This is a genomic window from Paenibacillus artemisiicola (genome assembly GCF_017652985.1).
GTDB lineage: Bacteria > Bacillota > Bacilli > Paenibacillales > Paenibacillaceae > Paenibacillus_Z > Paenibacillus_Z artemisiicola.
Genome location: NZ_JAGGDJ010000022.1, coordinates 1 through 17,591 on the forward strand (window position 1 = coordinate 1; position 17,591 = coordinate 17,591).

A 17,591-nucleotide genomic window follows, 5' to 3' on the forward strand; every position below is an offset into this window, starting at 1 on the left:
CTAGACTTCATTTATAACGCCTCCTAAGGTGAGTTCTGAGGGCTGCAACCCAGTACATACTCATCCTAGCGAGGCGTTCGTTTTTCTGCAAATCGCATCTACTAACACCTACAGGAATGTTAACGGGACACGTTAGTTGAACAAAGCGAGATCAAAGAAAGGGCCATCCCGCAAAGGATGGCCCTAAAACTTGCCGTTAGACAGCGCCGGAGAACCGTACCCTAAGTGACGGCGAAAAAACTTTCCTATGCCGCTATGTCCAAAGGTATCCCTTTCATCCCAGAAGCTATTGCCCGGAGGTCGAAATGATAGCATTCAGGCTGTCTTCCTGGTACTTTTGCTTGTCTATGCCAGAGAAAACGGCAGTATAATAAACGTCGTCCTGCTTCCACAAGTAATAAGGAAAATTCACTTCGGTGCCGGATGGGAAGTAAACATGGTTATTGTCCTCATAAGCCGTAATTTCGACGCCGCCAAGCTCGAGTTTCCGAGTGAGAGAGAGCTTGGACGTATCAAAAAGCGGATCCTTACTCTGATAAAGCAATAAAGTATCGTTTATATCGTAGCTGGAGGAATCGTTCGGTGCGGAATAGGTCGTCCACAGAGCGTCTGTCTCTTGTCTGAACGCATATCCCGTATTCTGATCGCCGGCTCTAAGCATTATCGAACCGCTCAATTGGAGTCCGGACAATTCCAACGGGATTTTCATCTTAAAGCCGAGAACGTTCTTCGCCGCAAGCAAATCCTCCTCGTCATAAAGGGGAAATGAATTTCCTTCCCCATCGTAGCGGACATGCTGAACTTGCTGCGGGAAAACAAAGGATTGTACCATTTTTGCAAGCTCATCTTGCGACATGTGCTCGCTATAATAATCGATTGTGTACGATACACCGCCATCCTGCCAGTAGAAGCTTTTGCCCGTTTCGGGCCTTTGTTTGTAGCGCCTCTTATCGGTGAATAGAATGCCTTTGACATCGCTGATCGTCACGGCTTCCTGTCGGTATTCGGGAGTCTCGTTCGCACGTTGGAAATGAGCCCCCCGCAATTGATTGTGCTCCAACAAATTGCCGTTGCCCTTGGAAGCTTTAATCTCTATGGTTTGTTCATTTTTTTGGCCAAAGTTGGCTACGAAAGTAATGGAGGCTACATCAATAAGATCGGCATCGTTGGGACGGGTGAAATTTCTATAATATAATACATTCTCAAACCGATAACCTTCTGGAAGATAATCAGGCACTTTAAAGGCATATTTCGGAAAATCGAGTGCGCGGCCGAGACTATGGAACCATCTGAACGAATCATTGTATATCGGATATAGATCCAAACCAAGGTTTGTTGCTTGGACGGCAACAGCCGACTCGGTACCCTTCCGGGCATCTGTCGCATTAGTGAGCAAGATGGAGCTCAAGACAAGAACGAAGAGAATAGCAGCGGCAGATAGTTTGTACGAATCTTTCTTAAACTTGGCGATCATCATGATTCTCCGTTTCGCTTCATGTTTGCCGTCCCCGAAATGCGATTGGTTGATCCGAGGAGAGAACTGTCGGAATAAGCGCGACAGCATGAGCAGGGTCATGCCATAGGACCTAGCTTCATGCTCGCCCAGCGCTTCAAGAACACTTGAGTCGCAGGCCACCTCCTGGTCGACCTTCATCTTTCTTAGGGAAAGCCACACAAAAGGGTTATACCAATGAAGCCCTATGGAGAGAATCCACAGGGAGTTGAACCATAAATCCTTACGTTTGTAGTGAATCAGCTCATGCATCAGGATGTGGGTCAGCTGAATTGAATCGGCGATTGTGCCGATATCTTCGGGCAAATAAATTCTCGGCTTCCACAAGCCATAGAGACAAGGGCTGCCAAGACGGCTTGTTTCATAGGCGACTATCCGTTTTTTAATGTTAAGCTTCCGTTTGCACGCCTCAAGAACGGCGAGTACTTCAGCGTCCTCGATCGGTAGGGAGTTTCCGACTCTTCCGCGGAATAACAGTATGCTAAACAGGTAGTATCCTCCCAAGCATAGAAGCCCTGCAAGCCATATTAACGAGCCAATCGATAGCCACGTTAGTCCGTTCGCGGTCCTTGGGGAATAGTCTTGAGAAGAATGTGTTATGGCTGAAATTCGTGGTACGTCCCCCGGGTTCGGGGCGAGCTCGTGTTTTTTTCCATCAAAATCATTTGATTGAACTTCCGAGCCGGCACCTGTCTTAGTAAAGGGAGCGGGCTGCCTACTCGTCTGACCTAAATTCCATTCCATCAGGGAAGATTGCGGCATCACATTAAACAGGCTTATAGGACTCTGCGGAGCAATGGGAAGCAGAAGTTTAATCAACATCAGAAACCACAATAGATGAACGACTCTAGGCTTAAGGTACTTGTGTAACAGCCCCCGGATCAAGAGCAGGATCAATGCGATTACCGTCGATGCCAGTGACGCAGCGAACAGAAGAGAGAAGACCGATTCCAGAACCTTCATGGCCTCTTCTTGTTCTCCAAGATTTGTTGAAGCGCCTCAATATCTTTCTCCGAGAGGTTCTCTTCTTCGAGAAATTTCGCGCATAGCATCCCTACGGCTCCTTTATACACCCTATTCAGGAATGAACGGTTCTCGGCTTTTAAGTATTCCTCATGTGAAACCAGCGGATAGTAGAGGTAGTTCCGGCCGGATTTTTCGAATCGAATCGCTTTTTTCTTGTGAAGCCTATTCAGGAAGGTTTTAATCGTCTGATCGGACCATTGCATTTGTTGGGATAATTTAACAATTATCTCGCTGGCGGACAAGGGCTCCTTGTGCCAGAGAAGCTTCATGACTTCGCTTTCAGCCTCGGTAATGTGCGGGGACTCGAGCATCCTATTCACCCTTCTCAACCTTCTGTTTACATTCGTAAACGATATTGCAAGATTACAGATGTAAACGTAACTTGTCAAGCATAAAAAACTCTTGTAGTTACGAACCTATTCTTAGCCGATGCCCCCGTTAAGCTGAACCGTACCACAAGTAACGGCGGAAACTTTTTTTGCAGGAAGAACATGGAGGGGTATGAGCTTCAGCAAAACGCTGCAAATTAATAGGGGTTCGTAGCCCAAATCGAACTCCATAGTTATATCCAAACGTCCATACTTACGGAAAGGAAGAGGATTTGCATTATCGTGTGGAGAATCAATTTATCCTCTGGGTTCGTCGCAGAGGGGATTCATACGTTAATAGTCCTCAGGTGCTTTATATCTTGTATAGGCGAAAGACCAAACATTCGGGAATACTCACGGCTGAATTGCGACGGACTTTCATATCCTACCCGGAATGAAACATCCGCGGCATCTGTTGACTCGGCTAATAACAGACGCCGTGCTTCTTGCAGTCTCAGTTGTTTTTGGAACTGAATAGGGCTCATAGCGGTTACCTCTTTAAAGTGCCTATGAAGCGAAGAAACACTCATATTGGCTAAATCCGCAAGCTCCTCAATCCGAAAAGATCTATCATAGTTATTCATGATATGTTCGATAACATCTCGGATTCGTTTGGTACTGCTCCCTTCGATTGCCATCTGCTCCAGCATAACCCCATGTTGCCCTTGCAGAACCTTATAGAGAATTTCCTTCGTGAAGAGAGGAGCTAGTACCGATATATCCTTGGGATTTTCTAGCAAACGAACTAACCTGATTACTGCATCCAATAAAGATAATTCTATCCGGCTGACAAACATGCCTCGCTTAGCGCTTACTTTCGGACCAACCCGAGTTTCAGAATCGCTTAAAATCTCTAAGATTTGACTAGGTGTAAATTCGAGTTTGAGAGACAAATACGGAACTGGGGAAGAGGCTTCCATGACTTGGCTGGTTACCGGTAAGTCAACGGATGCAACAAGGTAATCGGCAGGGCCGTATCTAAAGCTCTCATGTGCCAGCAATACCTCCTTCACACCCTGAACGACCATGCAAAAGGAAGGATTGTAAACTCCAAAATTTGATCCAGTAACATGAGATCGACGAGTGAAAGATAAAAACGGAATAGCAGTCATGTGAACTCCGTCCTTGCCGGAATAACGCTCAATGAGTTGGGCAAGCTCCTCCTGTTGTTTATGTATCCGTTCAGACATAAAATCCTCCTTGTTCCTCCAATCTTGATAGTTCCATCTTAATTCATATTCGTACGTAACGTATATGGCTGTGAGAGTATTAGGCAATCATTTGAGAAGAATGGGATATCGGTCGCCTTTTCATCTGTTGCATAATAAGGAAACCGATAAAGGAGGAGATTATATGAATACACAGGGAAGATATACAGTTATTACCGGAGCAAGCTCTGGTATCGGTTACGCGACAGCTAAGGCCTTCGCAAAACGAAAGAAAAACATCATACTTGTTGCTCGCCGCCAAAGCAATCTGAATGAATTGAAAAGAGGAATCTTACAGGAAAATCCTGATCTGGATATTGTGATTAAAGCAGTCGATATTTCTGTCAATCAAAACGCCCATCAACTCTATCGAGAGTTAAATCCGTATCAAATCGAAACATGGATTAATAATGCAGGTTTCGGCAGCTATGACAGTGTGTATGGTCAAGACTTGGAAAAGATTGAAGCCCTGCTGCGCCTAAACGTGGAAGCCCTAACGATCTTTTCGTCTTTATATGTACGTGACTATCGAGACGTGGATGGTACTCAATTAATCAATATATCTTCAGCTGGTGGATACACAATCGTGCCAACGGCCGTTATCTACTGTGCTACCAAGTTTTTTGTCAGTGCATTTACCGAGGGATTGGCCCATGAACTGAAAGCCGCCAATGCAAAATTACAAGCTAAAGTTTTGGCACCAGCGGCAACCAAAACCGAATTTGGAAAAGTGGCAAACAATACGAGCGAGTATGACTATGACAAAAATTTTAGTGCGTACCATACAGGTGATGAAATAGCCAATTTTCTCTTGAAGCTTTATGATAGCAACATGACTGTTGGTAGAGTTGACAGAGAAGCCTTTGAATACAAACTTAGTGAACCTCTTTTTGATTATGCAGGTAACTCTAAGAATAACCAAAAGTCTAGCTGAATGATTAAATAAGGCGAACGGCTTTATGAGATTGTTTCAATAGAATCGCCGAAGGAGTTGTCTGCGACAGCTCTCTCGTCGATATGACCGTTAAGCTGAATCTTATCACAAATAACGGTAAGTTCCTGCGAAATTGAGGCGCTCGTTTTTGTTCAAACACCAATTATTCGTTTTACAGGAATTCTAACGGGACACGATAGTTTAACAAAAATGAAGGCAGCTGATCAGTTTATGGAATTAACAAAAAGAGCTATTCCAAAAGATAAATATGATGTTGAGAGCTTAAAGTCCTTACGTGGACTAGATATTGGACAAATAAAGTTGATATTGCCACTGCTTATGGAATGGTTGCAAGATATCAATTGGCCGGTTGCGCCGCCATTATCTAAAGCCTTGGCCGATTATGGAATTGTTTTGTTGCCATTTTTTAGACTTGTGTTAAACAGTGGGGATCCTCAGTGGCAATTTAGTGTAATGCATTCATTAATAAGAGAGTTGCCGAAGGATATTTCTATTCATCTTAAAGAAGATTTATTGAGAATCGTACTACAACCAACCCAGGGTGAATTGCTGGAAGAGTTAAATATTTTGGCTAAAGAAACAATCGACTACATAGAGGTGCTTTAAATATAATACCATTATGCTCCCTCGGTACAATGCAGTTTTCTCACGAATGCTCGCTTATTCGCAGGATCTCTCCAATGGATGAATCGCGATTCGGACAGAAGAGGGGATGTACCGTCAAGTTTGGCAACCAAAGCGCATGCGGGAACAGAAGGGGCGAGTTTTCGCTCCTTTTTAATGCTTTAATGCACGCTGCTTCCACGTACCTCCGGAGGCTTTCACTCCCATTTCTCGACGGGTCGATGCCCTTTCATTCCTTCGTTACGCCTATCCGGCGGGTGGAGGCCGGTTATCCTAACGGCTACGGGTCTGTGCCCTTTTGCCCAACGCAATCCGGTACTCCGTGCAGTCTTGAGATCCCGCGAATAAGCCAATTTTCATGGTAAATAAGAAGTGGCTAAGCAGCTAGTTTCAAGAGTAGAACGATCCGGTTCGTAAGCTTCACCGCTTTGTGCCATGGCAACCAAAAGGCGTGCCAGCTTGCCGCATAGCGTTGATGGCATCTTGTTTGATGGTTAAAATTACGTTTATCTGCTAAAAATAAATTCCAGAGCAGTTCAGTTTATTTAGCTGAAGAGGTGGATTTGTTCATGCGCGACATTCATTTGGTTCCAGTTTCCTATTTCCCATCAGAAAATCTTGAATTCCCCATGGTCGCTACCCTCCAAACCATTACACCGAATCAATTATTTTACGTAAGAAATCATTTTGAATACCCGACAATCGATATAAACACCTGGTACCTTTCAATTGAAGAGTTAGTGGATCAACCAATTAAATTTACGTTTGCTGATTTGAAAAACATGAATAAGGTCACGCTATCCGCTACACTAGAGTGTGCAGGAAACAAGCGTTCGTTATTTGAAAGGAAAGCACAAGGTAACCAATTCAAGCTCGGTGCAATAAGCAACGCCATTTGGGGAGGCGTTCGACTAAAGGATGTATTAGACCAAGCAGGGATATCCCCAAGTGCGACTGAGATTGTTTTTGAAGGATTAGATTACGGCCACCGAAATGACATGGATGGACAGGTATTTTTCAAAAGAAGTCTTCCTGTTGCCAAAGCACTTCACCCGGATACTTTATTGGCTTATGAAATGAATGGCGAACCGCTCTCCGATAAACATGGTTTTCCAATAAGACTAATTGTGCCTGGATGGTATGCAGTTGCATCTGTTAAATGGCTGCATAGGATCAGAGTTGTAGATCAACCATTCAAGGGACCGTTTCAAAGTATAGATTATGTCATTCTAAAAAAAGAAAACGACTACAAACGTGCACTACCGTTATCACCAGTTTTAATCAATTCAACGATAGCATCTCCTACAGAAGAGGAAGAGTTGGCTGTTGGCACCAACGTGGTACAAGGATATGCTTGGGCTGGTGAGCATTCTGTAATGAAAGTAGAGATTAGTACAGATGGCGGGACACTCTGGACTGAAGCAAACATACTTGATCCTGATGTTCCCTATTCATGGAGGAGATGGTCTTTTGCGTGGGATGCGCAAAAACCAGGTCAATACACGATTATGAGTAAGGCAACGAACGATCAAGGAGATGTTCAACCGCTAAAGGCTGAATGGAATGTAAAAGGTTACCAAAATAATTCCATCCATGCCGTAAATGTTCATGTGACAGCCCCAGACTTGGTAAATTCAGTCAATAATATTCTACAGGAAACAAAACAACAAGGAGTGTTTGAGTTGCTTACATTGGAGATTGCGAAACAATTGCTCGAGGTTGCGGAACAGAAAGCTCGTCAAATGGGACTCGCCTTCGATATCGCAATCGTCGACGCCGGGGCGAACTTGGTCGCTTTCCACCGGATGGACTATGCCCGGATCGCCGGGATCGAAATCTCCAAGGGGAAGGCCTGGACAAGTGTAACCATGCAAATGCCCACGGCTAACTTAGCCCAGTCGGCGCTTCCCGGCGGTCAACACTATGGGGTCAACACGACAAACCAAGGGGCAGTCACCATCTTGGGAGGCGGTATACCACTCGTCCACGAAGGCATGATTGTCGGCGGTATCGGCGTCGCCGGAGGCACCATGGAGCAAGACATGGAAGTGGCTAATGCCGCCGTTCAAGCGTTCGCCACTGTAGTTGGGATGAAATAGCATTACAAAAGAGACAATTATACCGCCAAGTGACATTACCAATTAGACCGAGCAGGTACTTCAGATAACCGATCGCTTTCACTATACGACCGAACGAGAAGCCAGTCGGCATCACCCGGTTTTGTATGAGTGGCTGAAGCTTCTGGTAGAGCTCTAAATTTACAAGAAGGCTCATCGAGAACAGCTGTCAACGGGGCGACATTGCCCAATGTGGATGGCACGATCTTCATGCGAAGCGACTGGGTGGCCGGAACGTTGCAACTCGATGATGACCGGTGGATTTATGAGTACTGGTGTACTGGAGCCATGAAAGAAGTGGATAACGACTCGCAACCCACTTAGTCTTCTGAAGTACAATCCAGATATAGACGGGTTAAACTCTCTCACGTCAGCATCCTTCTTTTCAAGCGGTTCGTAGGTGTTCATACCCGGAGCGAATCTCGGCTCAACCTTTTCAGTATCTTTCTTGTAATATCACTCCCGAAGGCACACTCTTACCGGCCCGAATCCGATCCGGTCGCCGGTTGAGCGATATCCTGTGAACCAAAGCTGATGATATGGCGGAGAAGGTTCAGTTGAATATATGCCGTACTAATGAAGATGTAACATATCATAAGCAGAAGAAGTGAAATAAGCGTAAAAAATTGCAAAAAAGGACGTTTCTCGCCGTGGGAACGTCTTTTTGTCGATCGAATAGGGCTCAAGAATCAGTTTGCAAAGTTTACAGAGTAAGTATTGTAATCGCTTTCGAATGAAACTATACTGTAGTCGAAGTCGGACTTAAACGTTTCGGATAAATGGGGTTACATTCCATTTGCGCGTAAGGGGGGAACGGACAATATATTTTTTTATTCATCAGTATTAACCGCTACCATTAATTCAGTCGCACTTCAGGTTGCGCTTGAGGAGACAGGCTAACAAAATGGGGAGGTTTAAACGGTGAAAAAAATCAGTTTCTTACTTATCGCGCTTCTTCTTGTTCTCTCGCTCGCGGCATGCGGCAGTAACAATGGAAACAAAAGCGGCAGCGATCATTCAAGCGGTAACAACGGCGCGGCACCGAATGATAACAGCTCCGATTCTTCGAACGGCGGTTCCGGCAAAGCGGCCAGCGGCAAAGAAGTCGTCATCAAGTTCCCAAGCTACAAAACCGGCAATAACGTAGGCGCCATCTTCTTTCTTCCTCAGATCGAACGCTTCAATCAGAAATTCGCGGGCAAGTACAAGATTGAAATCGAGGAAATCGTTCAAGACGAATACTCGAAGAAAATCAAGCTGCTCTACCAGCAGAAGAAACTCCCCCCACTCATTGAAGTCGACAAGGAGCTTGCCGACATCATGATCAACAACGGTGACCTCGTTGACCTCAAACCTTACATCGACAACACCCCTGAAATCAAAAACGTACTAATTGATGATTCTGTAAAATATAACACGGATAAGAACGGCAAGATCGTATCGCTTCCACTCGCGTTCGAACGTCCGATTGGCATGTACTACAACAAAGAGTTGATGCAAAAAGCAGGCCTTACAGGTTTCTCCGACACATGGGACGGCTTCTTCAGCGACCTGGATAAGTTGAAAGCCGCGGGCGTTACCCCTCTTTCCTTAATGACAGGCGAGAACGGCTGGACAACAATGCTACTCGCTTCCGCCATGATCGCATCCGATCCGGAAGGTCAGCAGATTCTGACAAAGGGCGATATCATAACGAATTTCAATTCGCCGCTCTGGATCAATACATTTACGAAGATTCAAAAGCTGCTTCAAGATTACACGACTAAGTCCGCTCTTGGCGCGACGTACTCAATCGCGGCAAATGAATTTTTCAGCGAGAACACAGCTGCAATTGCGAACGGCCCATGGATGGTCGGCGATTTTAGCAACACGGATAAAGCAACAGAAGGCTTCGCAGACAAAGTCGGCGCGACAATCTATCCAAACGGTGTTGCACTTGGCTCCGCAGACGGCTACTGGTATTCGATCCCAACAGGTACTCCGCAAGATCAAATCGACGGGTTGATTGAATACTTTAAATTCATTTATTCGCCTGAAGAATTGAATGCGTTTCTCGTCGCAGAAGGCGGTTTCGCGCCTAAGATGCCGATGCCGGACGAGTCGAAGGCGAAGCTGAATCCAATCATGAGACAGCTCAATGATGAAGTGGGCTCGAAGATGAAGACGCTTAACCGTTTGATCTATGACATCGTGCCGCAGTCGGTATCCGATCTGTTTGCTAAAAACTTGCCGCTTCTGGCAACGAACGATATGACGCCGGAACAGTTCTGTAAAGCGATGACGGACACCGCAGAGAAATTTAAGAAATAACTCCCGGATTGCATAAAATATCCGCAAGAAGCGCATAGCAGGCAGCTAATGCGCTTCTTGTACATCGAACGCCAACCTATCGTTCACGTGAGGAAAGGAGTCCAGTCATGTACAAATACAATAAACTATGGGTGTACCTGTTTATTGTTCCGACATTGCTCGTATTTCTGACCTTCTACTTCGTGCCGATTATCACAGTATTTACAACTGGCTTTACCGAGTGGAATGGATTTAATGCGCCGAAATTTGTCGGGTTTGATAACTACAAAATGATCTTCACAGATGATAACACACTCACGGTTTCCTTAATCAACCTGCTCAAATGGTCCATTATCGCTACTTTTATCCATGTGCCCTTCGGCGCGCTGGTGGCGTTCATTATTTACAAGCGCCCGGTCGGCTGGCGGTTTGTGCGAGGCGTGTTCATGATTCCGAACGTCATCGCCGTATCGGCATGGGCGATTATTTATCGGTTTATTTTTAACGATCAGATGGGCCTATTGAATAACTTCATCCGTAAGCTTGGCTTCTCGAACTTCCATACGAACTGGTTCTTCGATACGCAGTATGCGTTCTCGGCGATCAGCCTGACATGGGTGTTCTACGCCGTTATCGTAACGCTGCTTGTCCTGTCCGATCTAATGGCGATTCCGAAAGAATTGCATGAAGCGGCGAAGATCGACGGCGCGACAGAAGGCCAGATCCACTGGCGCATCAACCTTCCGCTTATCCGCGGCTCGCTCGGCACTTCCGTCATATTATCCGTCATCGCACGGATTACGATGTTCGAGGCGATCTTCCTGACAACGAAGGGAGGACCGGGCAACTCGACTTACAATATCTCGGTCATGCTCTACGACGGCATTATTAACTATCAATTCGGTTATGCCAATGCGGTCGCGACGATCATGATTATTCTCGGCATCGGTGTTCTCGCCATTACGACGAAAGCGTTCCGGATGAACAAAAGCGTATACAACTGAGGGGAGGTGATTCTGCCGATGAAGGCTAATTATGTAAAACGCGGCTTTGTAGGGATTTCCAGTTACTTGGTGCTGTTCTTTACCGTTTGCATCTCGGTTGTGCCTCTTCTCTGGATCGTCGTTTCTTCCTTCAAATCGAACAAAGCGATCTTAAATAAGCCGTTCGCGCTCCCGACAGAGATTAACTTCCACGCCTATTATTCCGTGTTCAAGATGAACAATTTCTTGAGCAACACGTTCAACTCGGTGCTGATCGCCGTAACGTCGACGCTGGTGGCGCTGCTGTTCTACGCGCTCGCGGCGTATTCGTTCGCGAAATTTGATTTTTTCGGGAAACGCCTTCTGTTCATCTTGTTCTCGGTGACGCTTCTAATTCCGGGCCATGCGACCGCCCAGCCAATCTTCTCGTTCATTAATTTGACAGGGCTTTACGATACGAGACTTGCGCTCATTGTCGTCTACATCTCGGCTGGCCTTGCGGTATCGCTATTCATTTTGCGAGCATCGTTCCTGTCGATTCCGAGAGAGCTGGACGAAGCCGCGTATATGGAATCGGCGAGCTTCTGGCAAGTGTTCATTCATATCAATTTGCCGCTCGCGAAGGCGGGGCTGTCGACGGCAGGCATCTTGATGTTCCTCGGCAACTGGAACGAATTTTTCTACGGCTTTATGCTAACGTCCTCTGCGGAGAACCGCACGCTTCCGGTAGCGCTGCAGTTCTTTACGGAGCAGTTTTCCTATAACTACACGCAGCTGTTTGCGGCATTGACGCTTGTCACGCTGCCAAGCATTATTCTGTACATGGTGGCGCAGGAGCAGGTACAACAAAGTGTAGTCAGCGGCGGCGTAAAAGGCTAATCTAGAGAGAGGAAGGATCCATTCATACTTTGGCAGGTGAATGTATGACGACGATAAAAGATATTGCGAAGATTGCCGGAGTATCGACAACAACGGTGTCTAGGGCGTTGAACGACTATAACGATGTAAGCAAGGAAACGAAGCTGAGGATCAAGACGATTGCCGAAGAGCTGGACTATTGGCCGAATGCGGTCGCGCGAAGCCTCGTGTCGAGCAAGACGAACACGATTGGCGTTATTTTCTCGGGGCTGAAATATACGAACGGGAAAGACACGCTCGCATTTGACATTTTGATGGGCATCAACGAACGGGCGAACGAGTTGAATTACGATATTCTGCTCTTCAGTACGAGCCCGTCCAAGCAGCGAATCAAGTCCTATTACAATTTATGCAAGGAGCGTAACGTCGATGGGGCCATCATCTTTGGGCTTAGAGTGGATGACCCGTATCTTGAGGAAGTCATCCAGAAGTCGAAATTCCCTTGCGTGCTCATTGATATTCCGTTCTCGAACGAGCATTTGGGCAATGTCACAACCGACAATATCGAGGGAGTTCGTAAAGCCGTTCAGCATTTAATCGACGGGGGACATACCGACATTGCCATGATTAACGGGTATCCGGCGGCGCATGTGAGCGAGCAGCGTTTGAATGGGTATAAGAAAGCGCTCGCGGACAACGGAATCGCGTACGATGAGTCCAAAATAGGGGACGGCGAGTTCTCCGAGGATGGCGGCGAGCGGGCAATGCTGCGGATACTGGAGGAACATCCCGGCGTAACGGCCGTGTTCTGTTCCAGCGATTTAATGGCGCTTGGGGCAATGCGCGCACTCGAGAAGCGGGGCCGGAAGGTACCCGATTCCGTATCCGTTGTCGGCTATGACGATATTATACTGTCATCGTACTGCGTGCCGAAACTCACGACGATTCACCAGAATAAATACGATATGGGCTGGGCGGCGGCGAAGTTGCTCATCGAGATGCTCGAAGACAAGGAAGTCGATCATAACGTGGTGCTGAACAATGAGCTGATCATTCGGGAGAGCACCAAGACACTACGGTAAAAAGCAACCAGATCCCGCTCATAAAAAGCAACTTAAACGTTTAAGTAAAATCAACTCCATCAAACCAATTTCGGGAGGATGAACGAGGATGAGACTTAGCGCTGAAGAATTAGCAAGTGGGCGGTTATCGCCGGATACGTTGGAGCTCGCTGTACAGCTGATTAAGGTGAACGGGTATGTTTTATTTGAGGAAGTGCTGCCAAGAGCGCAGGTGGAAGAGCTGTATGACAACTATGTATCCATCTTGGACCCGTACGTCGAGCAGCACCGCGAGGAGATACTGAACCCGAATAACGGGTTCAATGATGGCACGAACCATGTACGGCTCTATCTGCCATTCGTTAAACCGTTCTGCGATGAGGCGGTTATTGCCAATCCGTTTGTTACGGAGATCGTAGATCAGATTCTCGGTGAAGACTGCTTCATGACGTATTTTGCGACGAACACGTCCATGCCCGGCGGCAAGAATAAACAGCCTGTCCATGCGGACACATCCTCGCGATACGGCGATCGCCATGATGGGAACTTGCCAATCGTCAACCTGGTTGTCAACTATCCCCTCGTCGATGTAACGGAGGACAACGGACCGATGGAAGTGTGGCCAGGCGGTACGCATCTGCATCCGGACAGCTGGTACGCACCGAATGCGTTTAGCAAGCCGAAGCTTGCGGAACATATGCATCATATCAAAATGCTAATGCCGGCAGGCTCCATTCTCATTCGGGATGACAGAGTATGGCACCGTGGCACGCCGAATCGTTCGGACAAACATCGCCCGAATATCGCGTTAATCTATTCGGCGAACGGACCGCGCACAGGCACGATTCAAATTCCGCATGAGACATATGACCAGCTCTCCACGAAAGCACAGCGGCTGCTGAGAAAAGAGCTAATCGGTTATCCGGTAGGGGAGCCCAAGCATTAGCTACTGGCCTGTCTTTGCCAACGCGACGATTTTGAAGTCGATCACCGATGGAGCTACTAGACATGGTGATTCTTACTTGTATTCTAATAATAACTGAATAAATAGAACGGAGAAGCACTCCGATGATCGCTTAAAACGGGCATCATTGGAGTGCTTTATTATTGGGGAAGAAGGGCGCCATCTCGTAATTACAGGTAGTGACTTGGGGCGATCTACGGCAACTATGAGTTTAGCCAGATCGTTCTTGGCTTCGATTTTTTGTATTTGTGGAATGGCCGTGCTGCTACACCCAGTGATAGCCTCGTTTTTAGCAACATATCGTTGACAGACGTAGAACCTGCGTTGGGAACAACCCTAATAGAGACTCGATTCCCTCGTCGTTGTTAAACCAACCCCGGAAGCTGAAGTTTTGAGGTAATATAGGAGTAGCTCATGTTCAGTTCTCTTGTAAATGGTATTTCAGTTACTTCCATTTTACATGAAACCGAACATGGGCTTTTTGCATTTAACCGTCACGATTCCTACACAATTCAGGGAAATAGCCGAATTGACAGGCTTGAACAGCAATATGGTTATTCGTATCTTTACCGTGAACGAAATAATGTATAGAGTGATGTAAAATTTAGTCGATCCTGTAAAAAGTGACGATTTACAATTCCTTCTTACCTGACATACAGTTTATCCAAGGTAACGGCTACGGAGAAGAGAGCAGCCTGAAAGAGAAGAAGCCCAACATCCTTGCCGGGAGCATACTGAAATGTAGCAAAGTTCTTAGATAGAGTGCGCGAAACCATACGGTGATAGATAGATTAGTTAAGAAGGAGTTAAATTCTTATCTGTGAGGGAGCGGATGGATCAGACGGCGATTGCGATTGGTCCAACTGCGAAGTTAGAGGGAGGTGAAAAAACCGCCTGTCATGATCGATCTAGATTGTAACGTCTCCAATTTCCCGCGTTTCGATTAAAATAGGAGCAGCTCATGTTGAATTCTCTTGTAAATGGTATTTCAGTTACTTCCATTTTACATGAAACCGGCATGGGCCTTTTGCTTTTTAAGCGTTTCGATTCTTTTACAATTCGTCATCTATTATTTCTCTGAATGCGATTATGGAGGATTGAGGAAGCATGATTTTAAAATTCATAAAGGAAAAAAGAAAAATATTTATATCGTTATTATTTTCGTATTTAACCATAATTTTAGTATCGTTGATTATAAGCGCCGTAGCCTATATACAATCCGTTCGAGTCATTCAAACGGAAATCAATAAAGCCAATCATGCCATGCTAAAACAACTACAGGATACAATAGATAATAAACTGAATGACATCGACAAAATAATAAACACGATTGTGCTGGATAAGAACGTTATCGCACAATGCAATCTTGTTGAGCCTATACAGCCAGCTTACCGTTTATCCATGTTGCAAGTAATCAGTACCATTGGGACCTCTAAGGTCACAAACAGCTATATTAAGGATGTTTTCATCTATGTTCCTAAAAGAGATCTAATCGTGTCCGACAAAGGGACAAGCAGCGGTATGGAATATTTCAATTCTTATTATCCGAATGAAGTGCATGATGAAGAGGCATGGATAAAATTTTTAAAACAGCTGCATAAGAGGGATTTTTATCCAATGTCATCAAGAAATACGGAATACCCCAATTTGGGTGGCGTGGTGCTTCTTCAATCGATTCCGTCTTATGGTGTTGAGGAAAGTAACGCAACGCTTGGGATCATTCTTGACCGTGCATTTCTAGAAAACTCATTAAGTAATTTGAATAAAGGTTTAGGGGGGAACTCCATCATTATAAATAGCCGGAATGAGGTAGTTGCGTCTTTAAATAATCAGAGCGATCTTAATGTTCCCGATTTAAACCTGATTGGAAATCAAGGTTCGTTAAAATTAAAACTTGGCAGCTCCAAAGTTGACTTAACGTTTATCAAATCTGCAAATGTAGACTGGAGCTACATAAACATTGTGCCGAGATCGTTTTTTTCCAAGCAAGCAAAGGATGTTATTACAGTCATGTTAGTATGCACCTTTTTATGCCTGATTGGAGGGACATTCGTAGCGCTATTATTCGCTAGAAAAAATTATAATCCGATTGATAATATAATGATGATGTTTTCGAGAATAGGCAAAATTAAATATGATCATAGCTTAAATGAATTCAAATTAATTGAAAAATCGATGTTGAGTATTATTGATGAAAACCAAAGCATTACAAGCACATGGGAACAGCACAAGGAAACGCTTAAAGATAATTTTCTCAACAGATTAGTAAAAGGATATATTAAAAGCAGTCTGCCTCTCGATGACAGATACAGTACATATGGCATAGATCTCAATGGTGATCATTTTGTGGTAATCGGGTTCTACTTAGAAGATGTAGGTAAAATTCATTTTTCCGAAAATGATGAAAGCGATGACAAATCCATAGAACTAGCACAGTTTATCGTTCGAAATATAATGGAGGAATTGGTTGGTAAACATTTTAACTGCGTTTTTTTCGAAGTAGATAAATCCATCGTGTGTATAGCGAATATCGATAAATCATCCGAGGACACCGACTTCATTCAAAATGAAATAATCAGCGGGAAAAACTTGATTTTCGATAAGTACGGCATCCTTTTAACTGCCTCAATAAGTAATGTACACTCTACAATCAGCGGTATACCTGAGGCGTACAAAGAGTGTCTTGAAGCTGCGGAATATAAAATTGTCGTAGGGGATAACAATATCATCCTGTATAGCGATATTTATCCTCCTGACAGAATTAATTTTACCAATACGTATCCGATCGAAGTTCAGCAACAATTTATTAATAGTATAAGAGCCGGCGACTTTGCGCATGCAAAACAAGTCATGCAGCATGTATTCGACCAGAATTTTGCGAATCCCAATATTTCGCTGGATATGGCTAGATGTCTTATGTTTGCTATCGTAAATACGATGATAAATGCATTTAATGATAGAGGTTTGATCTACGATAGCAAGTTTATTGAGAGCCTTAATCCTTTTCGAAAATTAATTGAATGCAAAACTATTTTTAAAATGCAAAAACAAATGACGGATATTCTATTGAAAATAGAGCAGGCTTACAATGAAAAAAATAAAGTGGTAAATTCAAGCAAAAGTATGGAGATTATTGCCTATATTGAACGCCAGTACAGCGACAGTTCTTTAAGCGTGGCATCTATTGCTTCTGAGTTCGGGCTAACGCCTGTTTATATGTCGAGATTTTTCAAGAGTCAGACAGGGGAAGGTGTCTTGTCTACAATAAACAAAACCCGATTAGAGAAGGCAAAGGCTTACCTGCTGGATGATGAATTGAGTATCAAGAATATTGCCGAATTAACAGGATTCTTGAACAGCAATATGTTTATTCGTACCTTTAAAAAAAATGAAGGGGTAACCCCAGGGAAATATCGTGAACTAAATAATGTTTTAGATCGAAGTTAAATTTAGGTGATCGAGTAAAAAATGACGATTGACTAAATTTGGCATCCCTTTATGCTTGTGAATCTATTGAAAGCGTTCAAGCGCATCTAAACGTCGATAGTTTGACTATTGGCGATGAAGATTAAAGTGACGATTTACGGTTCCTCCCTACCTGACATACAGTCTAACCAGGGTAACC

12 protein-coding genes are annotated in these 17,591 nt (G+C 44.8%); 9 read left to right on the forward strand and 3 right to left on the reverse strand.

The features are described from left to right. Nucleotides 1–286: 286 nt before the first annotated feature. From I8J29_RS21065 to I8J29_RS21075, 3 genes are all read right to left on the reverse strand, one after another. Nucleotides 287–2,476 (reverse strand): M56 family metallopeptidase, encoded by a 2,190-nt coding sequence (locus I8J29_RS21065; protein ID WP_208849462.1) that lies wholly within the window; start codon nucleotides 2,474–2,476, stop codon nucleotides 287–289. After that, nucleotides 2,473–2,850: a BlaI/MecI/CopY family transcriptional regulator gene (locus I8J29_RS21070; RefSeq protein WP_208849463.1), complete on the reverse strand. Its 378-nt coding sequence runs from the start codon at nucleotides 2,848–2,850 to the stop codon at nucleotides 2,473–2,475. The genes I8J29_RS21065 and I8J29_RS21070 overlap by 4 nt, the downstream gene beginning before the upstream one ends. A 344-nt stretch (nucleotides 2,851–3,194) precedes the next feature. Beyond that, complete coding sequence (locus I8J29_RS21075; protein WP_208849464.1) at nucleotides 3,195–4,097, reverse strand: AraC family transcriptional regulator; 903 nt, start codon at nucleotides 4,095–4,097, stop codon at nucleotides 3,195–3,197. Nucleotides 4,098–4,260: 163 nt separating this feature from the next. On the opposite strand from I8J29_RS21075, the gene I8J29_RS21080 reads away from it, so the two are divergent. The 9 genes from I8J29_RS21080 to I8J29_RS21120 all read left to right on the forward strand — a co-directional run bounded on the left by I8J29_RS21080 (nucleotide 4,261) and on the right by I8J29_RS21120 (nucleotide 17,413). Further along, nucleotides 4,261–5,049, forward strand: a complete 789-nt coding sequence (locus I8J29_RS21080) for an SDR family NAD(P)-dependent oxidoreductase (RefSeq protein WP_208849465.1) — start codon at nucleotides 4,261–4,263, stop codon at nucleotides 5,047–5,049. A 210-nt stretch (nucleotides 5,050–5,259) separates the two neighbouring features. Then, entirely contained in the window at nucleotides 5,260–5,676 is a 417-nt protein-coding gene (locus I8J29_RS21085) for a DUF5071 domain-containing protein (protein WP_208849466.1), read from the forward strand. 587 nt (nucleotides 5,677–6,263) lie between these two features. Further along, on the forward strand, nucleotides 6,264–7,793 hold the full coding sequence (locus I8J29_RS34505; protein WP_208849467.1) for a molybdopterin-dependent oxidoreductase: 1,530 nt from the start codon (nucleotides 6,264–6,266) through the stop codon (nucleotides 7,791–7,793). 939 nt (nucleotides 7,794–8,732) lie between these two features. After that, complete coding sequence (locus I8J29_RS21095; RefSeq protein ID WP_208849468.1) at nucleotides 8,733–10,121, forward strand: ABC transporter substrate-binding protein; 1,389 nt, start codon at nucleotides 8,733–8,735, stop codon at nucleotides 10,119–10,121. Between the two features lie 107 nt (nucleotides 10,122–10,228). Continuing rightward, nucleotides 10,229–11,104: a carbohydrate ABC transporter permease gene (locus I8J29_RS21100; RefSeq protein ID WP_208849469.1), complete on the forward strand. Its 876-nt coding sequence runs from the start codon at nucleotides 10,229–10,231 to the stop codon at nucleotides 11,102–11,104. Nucleotides 11,105–11,122: 18 nt separating this feature from the next. Continuing rightward, nucleotides 11,123–11,962, forward strand: a complete 840-nt coding sequence (locus I8J29_RS21105) for a carbohydrate ABC transporter permease (RefSeq protein WP_208849470.1) — start codon at nucleotides 11,123–11,125, stop codon at nucleotides 11,960–11,962. 44 nt (nucleotides 11,963–12,006) lie between these two features. Then, nucleotides 12,007–13,023 carry a LacI family DNA-binding transcriptional regulator gene (locus I8J29_RS21110; protein ID WP_208849471.1) on the forward strand — a complete coding sequence of 339 codons (1,017 nt, stop codon included), beginning with the start codon at nucleotides 12,007–12,009 and terminating at the stop codon, nucleotides 13,021–13,023. A gap of 88 nt (nucleotides 13,024–13,111) precedes the next feature. Then, on the forward strand, nucleotides 13,112–13,948 hold the full coding sequence (locus tag I8J29_RS21115; protein ID WP_208849472.1) for a phytanoyl-CoA dioxygenase family protein: 837 nt from the start codon (nucleotides 13,112–13,114) through the stop codon (nucleotides 13,946–13,948). Nucleotides 13,949–15,073: 1,125 nt separating this feature from the next. Then, nucleotides 15,074–17,413, forward strand: a complete 2,340-nt coding sequence (locus I8J29_RS21120; RefSeq protein WP_208849473.1) for a helix-turn-helix domain-containing protein — start codon at nucleotides 15,074–15,076, stop codon at nucleotides 17,411–17,413. The last annotated feature ends 178 nt before the right edge of the window (nucleotides 17,414–17,591 follow it).